At 59.7% G+C, this 12,712-nt stretch carries 10 protein-coding genes and 1 pseudogene; 8 read left to right on the plus strand and 3 right to left on the minus strand.

Annotated features, from left to right (window positions below; translation table 11 throughout):
• Positions 1-53: 53 nt before the first annotated feature.
• Both AC1RO0_RS04800 and AC1RO0_RS04805 read right to left on the minus strand, forming a co-directional pair.
• Positions 54-443 carry a c-type cytochrome gene (locus tag AC1RO0_RS04800; RefSeq protein WP_498591771.1) on the minus strand — a complete coding sequence of 130 codons (390 nt, stop codon included), beginning with the start codon at positions 441-443 and terminating at the stop codon, positions 54-56.
• A 94-nt stretch (positions 444-537) separates the two neighbouring features.
• Positions 538-1,119, minus strand: a complete 582-nt coding sequence (locus tag AC1RO0_RS04805) for a thymidine kinase (protein ID WP_498591772.1) — start codon at positions 1,117-1,119, stop codon at positions 538-540.
• Positions 1,120-1,363: 244 nt separating this feature from the next.
• On the opposite strand from AC1RO0_RS04805, the gene AC1RO0_RS04810 reads away from it, so the two are divergent.
• The 7 genes and pseudogenes from AC1RO0_RS04810 to ade all read left to right on the plus strand — a co-directional run bounded on the left by AC1RO0_RS04810 (position 1,364) and on the right by ade (position 9,172).
• Positions 1,364-2,311 (plus strand): choline ABC transporter substrate-binding protein, encoded by a 948-nt coding sequence (locus AC1RO0_RS04810; protein ID WP_498592380.1) that lies wholly within the window; start codon positions 1,364-1,366, stop codon positions 2,309-2,311.
• A gap of 181 nt (positions 2,312-2,492) precedes the next feature.
• On the plus strand, positions 2,493-3,338 hold the full coding sequence (gene choW, locus AC1RO0_RS04815) for a choline ABC transporter permease subunit (protein WP_007692430.1): 846 nt from the start codon (positions 2,493-2,495) through the stop codon (positions 3,336-3,338).
• Positions 3,335-4,384, plus strand: a complete 1,050-nt coding sequence (gene choV, locus AC1RO0_RS04820; protein WP_498591773.1) for a choline ABC transporter ATP-binding protein — start codon at positions 3,335-3,337, stop codon at positions 4,382-4,384. Before choW ends, choV begins: the two co-directional genes overlap by 4 nt.
• 39 nt (positions 4,385-4,423) lie before the next feature.
• Positions 4,424-5,172: pseudogene (locus AC1RO0_RS04825) on the plus strand (HugZ family pyridoxamine 5'-phosphate oxidase).
• A gap of 114 nt (positions 5,173-5,286) precedes the next feature.
• Positions 5,287-5,604: an ArsR/SmtB family transcription factor gene (locus AC1RO0_RS04830; RefSeq protein WP_007692427.1), complete on the plus strand. Its 318-nt coding sequence runs from the start codon at positions 5,287-5,289 to the stop codon at positions 5,602-5,604.
• A 445-nt stretch (positions 5,605-6,049) separates the two neighbouring features.
• A complete protein-coding gene (gene aptA, locus AC1RO0_RS04835) occupies positions 6,050-7,378 on the plus strand; it encodes an omega-aminotransferase AptA (protein ID WP_498591774.1) in 1,329 nt (442 codons plus the stop codon).
• Positions 7,379-7,474: 96 nt separating this feature from the next.
• Complete coding sequence (gene ade, locus AC1RO0_RS04840) at positions 7,475-9,172, plus strand: adenine deaminase (protein WP_498591775.1); 1,698 nt, start codon at positions 7,475-7,477, stop codon at positions 9,170-9,172.
• On the opposite strand, the gene bglA is transcribed toward ade, so the two are convergent.
• Positions 9,173-10,819: a beta-galactosidase BglA gene (gene bglA / locus AC1RO0_RS04845; RefSeq protein WP_498591776.1), complete on the minus strand. Its 1,647-nt coding sequence runs from the start codon at positions 10,817-10,819 to the stop codon at positions 9,173-9,175.
• A gap of 298 nt (positions 10,820-11,117) precedes the next feature.
• Here bglA and AC1RO0_RS04850 point away from each other — a divergent pair, with 298 nt between their 5' ends.
• Entirely contained in the window at positions 11,118-12,698 is a 1,581-nt protein-coding gene (locus AC1RO0_RS04850; protein WP_498591777.1) for a peptide ABC transporter substrate-binding protein, read from the plus strand.
• Positions 12,699-12,712: the final 14 nt, after the last annotated feature.

Genomic DNA, 12,712 nt, shown 5'->3' on the forward strand with positions numbered 1-12,712 from the left:
GCAAGCGGTCTTGAGGCAGCGGTCCAATGATAGCGGCGGCAGAGTTTCAAACTTTACTGCGCCGCACCCGAATTCTTCAGATAGGCAATGACGTTGTCGATATCCTTGTCGCTCTTCAAGCCCTGAAAAGTCATCTTCGTGCCCTTCACCAAGAATTGCGGGCTGGGCAGGTATTTCCGCAGTAGCGCCTCATCCCAGACCTTGCCGCCATCGGCGCCGAACGCTTTCATCGCCGTCGAGTAATTATAGTCCGGCACGGTGGCGACGGGACGGCCGACCACGCCCATCAGCGATGGCCCGACATGGTTCTCATGCGCGGTCGCCGTGTGGCAGACGGCGCATTTCTTGAAGACCGTCGCGCCGGCGACCGCGTCGCCATCGGCAAAGGCAGCCGAACTGGAGAAGAGAGCAGCAGCGATGGCCAGCAGACAGAGCGATTTCATGATTCCTCCCCGATCGGGAGGCGATCCATCCCGTTGCCGCAACCATAGAGACAATTGCGATCTATTGCCGGATGACGCAATGACGCGGACGGTCCTATTCCTCCGCCATCGCCGCTTCCCAGTGACGGCGGCAGAGCGAAACATATTTGTCGCTGCCGCCGATCTCGATCTGCGCGCCGTCGCGCGCCGCTTTGCCGGCAGCATCCAGGCGCACCACCATCGTCGCCTTGCGCCCGCAATGGCAGATCGTTCGCACTTCGCGCAACTCGTCGGCAATCGTCAGCAGCTCTTGCGAGCCTGGAAATAGCTTCCCATGAAAATCTGTACGCAGCCCATAGGCCATGACCGGCAGATCAAGACGATCGACGACATGGGCAAGCTGCCACACCTGCTCGTGCGACAGGAATTGCGCCTCATCGACGAAGACGCAGGCCAGCGGCTCCTCGGCATGCATTTCATCGACCAAGGCGTAGAGATCGTCGGCGGCATCGAACGGTATGGCGTCCATCGTCAGACCAATACGCGACGCGATCTTGCCGCGACCGGCGCGATCGTCCAACGCCGCGATAAAGGCCGCGGTACGCATGCCGCGCTCCTGATAATTGTAAGCGGCCTGCAACAGCATGGTCGACTTGCCGGCATTCATCGTCGAATAATGGAAATAGAGCTTGGCCATGACGTTCTCCTTGATCGCTTCATGAGTGCTCCGCCACACGAAGGAAAGACGCCTTTGGCGAAAACCACAGGATTTACCGTGGATTCACGCAATACGGGATCAGCGCGGCAGCACTCGACCGGAAAAATGAGGGGCGTCGCAATCAGCCCCTCCAAACCGGCGCAAATACGCAGTGGTCGCTTGTAAATCTCGGTTATTGGTGGTTGCTTGGGAACGTTAGACTGGGAGTCACGTAATGATAAAAATGACATTTACCGCACTTGCTTTCGCTTCAACCCTTTCCGCGCTCACGCTGGGCGCAACCGTAGCTTCCGCCGCCGAACCGGCAAGCTGTAGCACCGTGCATTTCGCCGATGTTGGCTGGACGGATATTACCTCCACCACGGCGACGGCCTCGATCCTCCTGAAGGCTCTCGGCTACGACACCGACGTCAAGGTGCTCGCTGTGCCGGTGACCTATCAATCGCTGAAAAACAAGGACATCGACGTCTTCCTCGGCAACTGGATGCCGTCCATGGCCGAGAACATCAAGCCGTTTGCCGAAGACAAGTCGGTCGAAACCGTCGGTGCCAACCTCGAAGGCGCGAAATACACGCTCGCGACCAACGAAAAGGGTGCGGCACTCGGCATTAAGGACTTCAAGGACATTGCCACCCACAAGGACGACCTGGACGGCAAGATCTACGGCATCGAGCCGGGCAATGACGGCAACCGCCTGATCATCGACATGGTCGACAAGAACACCTTCGGCCTCAAGGGCTTCGAAGTGGTCGAATCCTCCGAACAGGGCATGCTTGCCCAGGTGTCCCGCGCCGACAAGGAAGGCAAGCCGATCATCTTCCTCGGCTGGGCTCCGCATCCGATGAACACCAACTACAAGATGACCTATCTCTCCGGCGGCGACGACGTCTTCGGAGCAAACTATGGTGGCGCTACGGTTTACACCAACGTCCGTGCCGGTTATCTGCAGGAATGCCCGAACGTCGGCGCCTTCGTCAAAAATCTCGTCTTCTCGTTGCCGATGGAAAACGAGATCATGGGCAAGATCCTGAACGACAGCAAGGAACCGGAAGTGGCTGCAACGGAATGGCTGAAGGCCAATCCGACGGCAATCACCCCTTGGCTTGCCGGCGTCACCACCAAGGATGGCGGTGACGGGCTTGCGACAGTCAAGGCCAAGCTCGGCCTCTAACATTGAAGGGACAAGGGGCGGCTTAACCGCCCCTTTCTCTTCCATGGACGGACTGCTTCCCTCCTATAGCGCCGCACATCGGGTCATGCCCCATGTGGCGCCATAGGCCGTTATTCTCCGGCGGCCGCATCCGGAACGACCCAAGACGTCCGGGTTCGCCGCCCCAAGAGTGGGCAAAGACGTGAACTGGTTAACCGATTATCGCATCCCCATCGGCCCCTGGGCCAAAGCCGTCGTCGACTGGCTGACGACCAATTTCATATGGTTCTTCGACGGCCTTTCCTTCGTCGCGTCGCATGGGATCAAAGGACTGCTATTCCTCTTGCAGGCGCCACATCCGCTGATCGTCGTCGTCGTTATCGCGGCCATCGCCTACTGGATGCGCCGGAGCGTTGCGGTCACCGCCCTCACCTTCATCGGACTGCTCGTCACCATCAACCAGGGCTACTGGAAGGAGACGACGGAGACGCTTGCGCTGGTGCTGGCCTCGACCTTCGTCTGTATGCTCGTCGGCGTCCCCCTGGGCATCGCCGCCGCGCGCCGCCCATGGCTCTATGCCATCATGCGGCCGATCCTCGATTTGATGCAGACCATCCCGACCTTCGTCTATTTGGTGCCGGCGATGATCCTGCTCGGCCTCGGCATGGTTCCGGGCCTGATCGCCACCGTCGTCTTCGCCATTCCCGCATCGATCCGCATGACCCGCCTCGGCATCATTTCGACACCGCCCTCGCTCGTGGAAGCGGCCGAAGCCTTCGGCGCGACGCCGCGACAGGTGCTGCGTAAAGTCGAGGTGCCCTTCGCCATGCCGCAGATCATGGCAGGTCTGACCCAGACGATCATGCTATCGCTCTCCATGGTATCCATCGCCGCCCTCGTCGGAGCCCCTGGCCTCGGCGTGCCGGTGCTGCGCGCACTGAACAGCGTCAATGTCGCCAAGAGCTTCGATTCCGGCTCCTGCATCGTCATTCTCGCAATCATTCTCGACCGCATGTTCCGTGCCCCCGGCGAAGGAGACCGCTCATGACCACCGCCGTCGCCTTCAACAATGTCAGCATCATCTTCGGCGACCGCCCCGAGGCGGCCCTCAAGCTTGCGGACGAAGGAAAAACCCGCGACGAGATCGGCAAGGCAACAGGCCTGGTGCTCGGCGTCGCCAATGCCTCGCTAGAGGTCGAGGAAGGCGAGATCCTCGTGCTCATGGGCCTTTCCGGTTCCGGCAAGTCGACGCTGCTGCGCGCCGTCAATGGCCTGGCGCCAGTCGTGCGCGGCAATGTCGTCGTCAACACCAAGACCGGGCCAGTCAATCCCTATGACTGTAGTCCCAAGACGCTGCGCGACCTGCGCATGCACACGGTCTCCATGGTGTTCCAGCAGTTCGCATTGCTGCCCTGGCGCACCGTTGCCGACAATGTCGGCTTCGGCCTGGAGCTTGCCGGCGTGCCGGAGCCTGAGCGCAAGAAGCGTGTCGACGAACAGCTGGAACTCGTCAATCTGACGCAATGGGCCAACCGTCGGGTCAACGAGCTCTCCGGCGGCATGCAGCAGCGCGTCGGCCTCGCCCGCGCCTTTGCCACCGGCGCGCCCATCCTGCTCATGGACGAGCCTTTCTCGGCGCTCGATCCGCTGATCCGGACCCGCCTGCAGGACGAGCTTCTGGAATTCCAGCGCCGCCTGAAGCGAACGATCCTCTTCGTCAGCCACGATCTCGACGAAGCCTTCCGCATAGGCAACCGCATCGCCATCATGGAGAGCGGCCACATCATCCAGTGCGGCACGCCGCAGGAAATCGTCAGGAACCCCGCCGATCAGTATGTTGCCGACTTCGTGCAGCACATGAACCCGATCAGCATGCTGACGGCAGGCGATGTCATGCAGCAGGGCCTCGGCCATCCTCCGGTCGGCGGCTCCGTTACCGGCACGACGACCGTGACAACGCCGCTCATCGATATTCTCGATGCGCTGACGCGCCAGCCGGGCAATATCGGCGTCGTTGACAACGGCGTGATTATCGGGACGATTTCCGCCCAGGATGTCGTGGCTGGCCTCACCAGTCATCGGCGAAAGGAATAGTCCGCCCGGACTGCTCCTTTATCCTGCGGGAGAGAAACGATGAGCGACAAGCCGTCCGTGCTGCGGGAAACCGACGACGAAGCGCGCGGGCAGGCGCGTATGCTGTTGCGCTCGGCCCGCTACGCGGCACTTGCCGTCATCGATCCTGAAACTGGCTTTCCTTCCGTCAGCCGCGCGCTGACCGGCACCGATATCGACGGCGTGCCGGTCATTCTCGTCTCCGGCCTCTCGGCCCATACCAAGGCACTGTCGAAGGACCCTCGCGCCTCGGTTCTCTTCGGCGAGCCCGGCAAGGGCGATCCCCTCGCCCATCCACGCCTCAGCGTCCAGTGCAACGCCGAGCGCGTCGATCGCGAACATCCGCTGCATGAACGCATCCGCTCACGCTTTCTCGCCCACCATCCGAAGGCGAAGCTCTATGTCGATTTTCCGGATTTCTGCTTCTTTCGCCTCGTCCCACTTGTCGCCAGCCTGAACGGCGGCTTCGGCAAGGCCTATGCTCTAACGGGCACCGATCTGATGATTCTTTCGGCGGCTAACGAAATGCTGGCAAATGAGGCAGACGCCATAGTGCGAGAATTAGTATCCCGTCGCCCGACATAGTCTCGGCCATCACGGGTGGGTCAGAGGGAGAAATGGGCGAATGGTGGCGGATTTACGACCTGGATATGGCTCGAATCGACCTAATTCGGGAAAATGGGGCGTTCAGAGGGGAATTGGACCTACCCATATGGGCGGGAGGCGGCGATATAACACACATATCTAAAATAGCATACTCGATACCTTAAATTTAGGTATATACAATCTTTCACCCGACTTGGTATTGTTAGCTATCGGGTTAGCTCCCCGGTTTAGAAATTACGCAATTTCTGATGTACGCTCCGCATTAGGAAGATCAAAAGATGAAAACAAGAAATTTGGCCGACCACTCCAACGTGGCGGCAGCACTACTATCTGCAATGGCGAACCCCAAGCGCCTGATGATTCTTTGCAGCTTGGTCAAGGGTGAAGTCCCGGTCGGCGTCTTGGCCAACCAAGTGGGGCTCAGCCAATCTGCGCTTTCCCAGCATCTTTCGAAGCTCCGTGCCCAGAAGCTGGTAAAGACCCGCCGCGATGCTCAAACCATTTACTACTCCAGCACTTCAGAGTCGGTCATCCGGGTCCTGGAAACGCTGGAAGACATTTATTGTGAACCGGAAAAAAGTAGAACGGCCGCTTAAGAGCCAAAACTGGCTCTAGGACTGCCGGAGCATGACCCTCAGGGGAACGAAACGTTCCAACCCTTGAGATCAAGCTGCTTTCATGACCACAACTATATATCTGATTTGGCTGGCAAATTTTCAATTTGCCAGCTTTTTCGTGTTGAGCCCCCATCTGCGTACAAGCGACCCACGTCACGGCCCCATCGCGTTCGCTCGTCGCTTCTCTCCGTACTGGATACGATCTGATCTGATTTGGCTTGAGCAAACAAGACAAGACGAGACAGAACTGGACTAAAAACGAAATCACCACCTCCTGCCCTTCATCCGCACCCGACCCTACCCCGTCTCCACCCCCGGCTTCATCTTGACGCCAAGGGGCCGACTGATAATTTGACCAGACAGTCAATAATCGCGCGGCCTGTGCCGCGATCGGGAAATGGCCCCGAAGGCCATGGAGAACAACATGTCCGACCGTCTGAACGCCACCCCCAACGATCTCAGCGCCTTTTGGATGCCGTTTACCGCCAATCGTCAGTTCAAGAAGGAACCACGCCTCTTCGTCGGCGCCAAGGACATGTACTATACCACCCATGACGGACGGCAGGTACTGGATGGAACGGCGGGTCTGTGGTGTGTAAACGCCGGACATTGCCGCCCGAAAATCACCGAAGCCATCAGCCGGCAGGCAGGCGAACTCGATTATGCTCCGGCCTTCCAGCTTGGCCATCCCAAGGCCTTCGAACTGGCCAACCGGCTGGTGGATATCGCACCCGAGAGCATGAACCATGTTCTTTATACCAATTCCGGCTCTGAATCCGTCGAGACCGCGCTGAAGGTGGCGCTCGCCTATCATCGCGTGAAGGGCAACGGCTCTCGCTCCCGCCTGATCGGCCGTGAGCGCGGCTATCACGGCGTCAATTTCGGTGGCATCTCTGTCGGCGGCATCGTCACCAACCGCAAGATGTTCGGCACCTTGCTGACCGGCGTCGATCACATGCCGCACACGCATGTTCCTGGGAAGAACGCCTTCACCCGCGGCGAGCCCGAACATGGCGGCGATATCGCCTCCGAACTCGAGCGCATCGTCACCTTGCATGACGCCTCGACCATCGCTGCCGTCATCGTCGAGCCGGTCGCCGGCTCCACCGGCGTGCTGATCCCGCCGAAGGGCTACCTGCAGAAGCTGCGCGAAATCTGCACCAAACACGGCATCCTGCTGATCTTCGACGAAGTCATCACCGGCTTCGGCCGCCTCGGCACGCCCTTTGCCGCGCAATATTACGACGTCACCCCCGATATCATCACCACGGCCAAGGGCCTCACCAACGGCGTCATCCCGATGGGCGCGGTTTTCGTCACCTCGGAAATCCACGACGCGTTCATGCAGGGACCCGAGCATATGATCGAGTTCTTCCATGGCTACACCTATTCCGGCAACCCGATCGCCGCGGCGGCCGCTCTCGCCACGCTCGATACCTACAAGGAAGAAGGCCTGTTGACGCGCGCCGCCGAGCTCTCGGACTACTGGGCCGATGCGTTGCATTCCCTGAAGGACTGCCCCAACGTCATCGATATCCGCAACACCGGCCTGATCGGCGCCATCGAACTCGCCCCCATCGCCGGCGAACCCACCAAGCGCGCCTTCACCGCTTTCCTCAAAGCCTACGAAAAGGGCCTGCTGATCCGCACCACCGGCGACATCATCGCCCTCTCCCCGCCACTCATCATCGAAAAGCATCACATCGACGAACTCTTCGGCAAGCTTCGGGAGATCTTGCAGAATAATATCTGAGGCTTAGTCTTCAAGAAATCACCGCCCCTCATATCCCCATTGTTGCAAACGCGGAATGGTCGGATATGAGGGGCGAACTTTATGCGAGGGATGAACATGACCGCCAAACTCGAACGCTATATCGACCAGGGTGTCGGCCGGGAGCCGGCGGATATCGTGCTCAAGGGCGGGCAGTTCTTCGATCTGGTGACGGGCGAACTCGTTACCTCCGACATTGCCATCTGCGGTGACCGGATCGTCGGCACCTGCGGCGATTATCAGGGTCGCGAGGAGATCGACATTTCCGGCCGGATCGTCGTCCCCGGTTTCATCGACACGCACCTGCATATCGAATCCTCGCTGGTGACGCCGCATGAGTTCGACCGTTGCGTCCTGCCTTACGGCGTGACGACCGTCATCTGCGACCCGCATGAGATTGCCAATGTGCTCGGCACGGAGGGCATCCAGTATTTCCTGGACAGCGCCCTCGAGACCATCATGGATATCCGCGTCCAGCTCTCCTCCTGCGTGCCGGCGACTCATCTGGAAACCTCCGGCGCCGATCTGCCGATCGAGAAGCTGCTGCCCTTCCGAGACCATCCGAAGGTGATCGGTCTCGCCGAATTCATGAATTTCCCGGGCGTCGTCTACAAAGACCCTATCTGCATGGCCAAGCTCGACGCCTTCCAGGGCGGCCATATCGACGGGCACGCGCCGCTGCTGCGCGGCAATGATCTCAATGGCTATCTCGCAGCCGGCATCCGCACCGAGCATGAATCGACGACCGCAGAAGAGGCCCTCGAAAAGATCCGCAAGGGCATGCATATCCTCGTGCGCGAAGGATCGGTCTCCAAGGACCTGCACGCGCTGATGCCGATCCTGACCGAGCGGCTGTCGCCCTATCTGGCGCTCTGCACCGACGACCGCAATCCACTCGATATCGCCGAACAGGGTCATCTCGACTACATGATCCGCACAGCAATTGCCCATGGCGTCGAGCCGCTGGCGATCTATCGCGCCGCCTCGATCTCCGCCGCCCGCGCCTTTGGCCTGCGCGATCGTGGCCTGGTGGCGCCCGGCTGGCGCGCCGATCTGGTCGTCATCGACAGCCTGGAGAACTGCAAGGCGGAGACGGTGTTCTCGGCAGGCCGCCGTGTCACCACAGAGCTATTCGCCACCCGCAAGCCGGTCGCCCCGGTCGGCCTCGACAGCGTCCGGGCGCGCCCGATCAATGCGGCCGATTTCGGTGTGCCGGTCGCAGAGGGCGAAAGCTCGGTCATCGGCGTCATTCCCGGTAAGATCATCACCGAACACCGCCGCTGCCGCCTGCCGCTCAAGGGCAACCAGACCGACCTCGACCTCGGCAATGACATCATCAAGGTCGCCGTCATCGAACGCCACGGCAAGAACGGCAACCACGCCAATGGTTTCGTTCAGGGTTTCGGGCTGAAGAAGGGAGCAATCGCCTCGACCGTCGGCCATGATAGCCACAATATCTGCGTCGTCGGCGTCAACGAGGACGACATGGCCCGCGCCGCCAACCGTTTGAGCGAAATCAACGGCGGTTTCGTTGTCGTCGAAAACGGTATCGTCACGGGCGAAATCGCCCTGCCCGTCGCCGGTCTGATGAGCCTTGAACCCTATGAAAGCGTGCGCGACACGCTGCATCATCTGCGCCAGGCAGCCTACGCCCTCGGCGCGACGCTGGAAGAACCCTTCCTTCAGCTCGCCTTCCTGCCGCTGCCGGTCATCCCGCATCTGAAGATCTCGGACCGGGGCCTTGTGGATGTCGACAAGTTCATGCTGATCGGCTGATCACCCAACCTGCCCGCAGAACACATCCAGTGCTGCGAGCGTCACCAACTCGCCCACGTCGGAGCCCTCGAAGCCCGGCATCGGCACGGCCTTAGTCACCTTTACCCCCTCCGGCAGGGCGACCTTTACAGGTTGGCGGGAAAGATTGAAGACAAAGAACAGCGTCTCATCGCCCTTCCTGCGCGTGAAGGCGAGTACGTCTTCCTTGGTGTCGAGAAAGGTCATGTCGCCGTCGAGCAGTGCCGGATGCTGCTTTCGGAAGGCCAGCGTCTTGCGATAATGATGCAGCACGGATTGCGCATCCGCCTCCTGCTTGTCGACGGCAAGTGCGGCGTGCTGATAGGGCACCGGCAGCCATGATTTCTCCGAGGTGGTAAAGCCGGCATGCGCGCGGCTTGCCTCCCAGGGCATCGGGGTGCGGCATCCGTCACGCCCCTTGAAGGCTGGCCAGAAGCGGATGCCGTAGGGATCGCGCAGGTCCTCGAAGGAAAGCTCAGCTTCGGGCAGGCCCAGCTCCTCACCCTGGTAGAGGCAAATCGAGCCGCGCAAGGTAGACAGCAGCGAAATCGCCAGCTTGGCAACACGCGGCTGCTCACCCTCCGTCTCGGCGAAGCGACTGACATGACGGTTGACGTCGTGGTTGGAGAAAGCCCAGCAGACCCAGCCGTCGGCGACATTGGCCTGGAAATCACCGACGCAATGGCGGAAATGCGCCGGCGTGAAATCCGGTCCGAGCAGATCGAAAGTATAGCACATATGCAGCTTGTCGCCGCCGCTGGTATAGGCGGCCACCGTCTGCAGCGAGCGGGCGCCATCGCCGACTTCACCGACGGTCGCACGCCCCTCATACTGATCGAGCAGCGCACGAAAACGCTTCAGGAAATCGATATTTTCCGGCTGCGTCTTGTCGTAGAGATGGTTCTGCATGCCATAGGGGTTGCTCTCCGGTGCATCCAGTCCGCCGATGACGCTTGTCGCTGGCGGATTATCCCTCAGCTGCTTGTCGCAGAAATAGTAGTTGACCGTATCCAGCCGGAAGCCGTCGACGCCACGATCGAGCCAGAACTTGACGGTGGCAAGCAAGGCATCCTGGACTTCGCTATTATGGAAATTCAAATCGGGCTGCGAGGTCAGGAAATTATGCTGGTAATATTGCCGGCGTACGCCGTCCCATTCCCAGCCCGGCCCGCCGAAGATCGACAGCCAGTTGTTCGGCGCCGTGCCGTCCGGCTTCGGATCGGCCCAGACATACCAGTCCGCCTTGGGATTATCGCGGCTCGCTCGGCTCTCGACGAACCAGGGATGGCGGTCCGACGTATGCGAGATCACCTGATCGATGATGACCTTGAGGCCGAGTGCATGCGCCGATGTCATCATCTCGTCGAAATCGGCGAGTGTCCCAAAGATCGGATCGACATCGCAATAATCAGCGACATCATAGCCCATATCCGCCATCGGCGATGTGAAGAACGGCGCCAGCCAGATGGCGTCGACACCGAGCGAGGCGATATGCGGCAGGCGGCGGGTGATGCCCTTGATATCGCCGAGCCCGTTGGCATCGGTATCCTGAAACGACCGCGGATAGACCTGATAGATTACCGCGCCACGCCACCAATCGGCTGCCGTCACCTTGCTCGCTGATGTCATCAACAATCCGCCTCGATTTCATAAGGTTTCCTTCAAGTCGCACACTAAACTTGAGGCGGCAAGCTGCCAACCGGGGAAGCATGCCACCTCAATTGAACGCGCAGGTTTTATGAGGCGGATTTCGCAAAACTCCCAGGCTGCAAAACTCCCGACCGCCAGCGGCGATTCGTCTGGGGGGCTTGAAAGCGACGTTGCTTCAGATAACTTGCGACATTGACCTGCACGTCCAGGTCATCTGCGGAACTAAAATAACCTTGAAAAAACAAGGTCCGTAACTCCAGAAAGGTGGGGAATAGATATGGCTTATTTCACCCGAAAATTCATCGCGTCGGCATTCGTCGGCACCTTATTGAGCGTTTCCGCACATGCGGCGACCCTCAATATCCACAATGGCGGCGACCCCACGTCGCTCGACCCACAGAAGATTTCCGGCGACTGGGAAAACCGCATCGACGGCGATATTTTCGAAGGCTTGGTGACCGAAGATCCCAAGGACAACCCCATCCCCGGGCAGGCCGCAAGCTGGACCATTTCCCCGGACCAGAAGGTCTATACCTTCAAGCTGCGTGACGGCATCAAGTGGTCGGACGGCACGCCGGTAACCGCCAGCGACTTCGTCTTCTCCTTCCAGCGCCTGATGGATCCCAAGACGGCCGCCCAATATGCCTACCTGCAATATACGATCCTGAACGCGGAAAAGATCAACAAGGGCGAGATCAAGGATCTCAGCCAGCTCGGCGTCAAGGCGATCGACGACAAGACACTGGAAATCACGCTCGAAAACCCGACCCCCTACTTCCTCAACGCATTGATGCACTACACGGCCTATCCGGTGCCGAAGCATGTCGTGGAAGCCAAGGGCGACGAGTGGGTCAAGATCGGCAACATCGTCACCAACGGCCCCTACAAGCCCACCGAATGGGTGCCTGGTTCGCATGTCAGCATGGTCAAGAGCGATCAGTATTACGACGCCAAGGACATCAAGATCGACAACGTCAACTACTATACGCTGGAAGATCAGGCTGCGGCGCTGAAGCGTTACCGCGCCGGCGAATTCGATATTCTGACCTCTTTCCCCGCCGACCAGTATGAATGGATCCAGAAGAACCTTCCTGGCCAGGCGCATGTGGTGCCGTTCCTCGGCACCTACTACTACGTTCTGAACTCCACCAAGCCGCCCTTCAACGACAAGCGCGTCCGCCAGGCCCTCTCCATGGCCGTCAACCGCGAAGTCATCGGCCCGAAGATCCTCGGCACCGGCGAACTGCCGTCGTATTCCTGGGTGCCGCCGGGCACCGCCAACTATGGCGAGCCGGCCTATGTCAGCTGGAAGGACGAGCCCTACGGCAAGAAGGTCGAAGAGGCCAAGAAGCTGCTCAAGGAAGCTGGCTTCGGTCCCGACCATCCGCTGAAGGCGCAGCTGCGCTACAACACCAACGACAACCACAAGCGTATCGCCGTTGCAATCGCCGCCATGTGGAAGCCGCTTGGCGTGGAAATCGAGCTCTACAACACCGAAACCAAGGTGCATTACGACGAGATGCAGCGCGGCGAAGTGCAGATCGGCCGTGCCGGCTGGCTCGCCGACTACAACGATCCGATCAACTTCCTCAATCTTCTGTCGACCGGCGTCGAGATGAATTACGGCCGCTGGAGCAACAAGGATTACGATGCGCTGATCAAGCAGGGCAATGAAGAGATCGATCTGAAGAAGCGCGCCGAGATCTACAAGAAGGCCGAACAGCTGGCACTCGACGACAGCGCCGCTATCCCGATCTACTATTATGTTTCGCAGAATATCGTTGCGCCGAAGGTTGAAGGCTTCGTGGACAATATTCAGGACATTCACCGTACCCGCTGGCTGTCCATCAAACAATAATAGGAAAAGGCCCT

This window comes from Rhizobium sp. GW821-FHT14E12 (genome assembly GCF_058803745.1).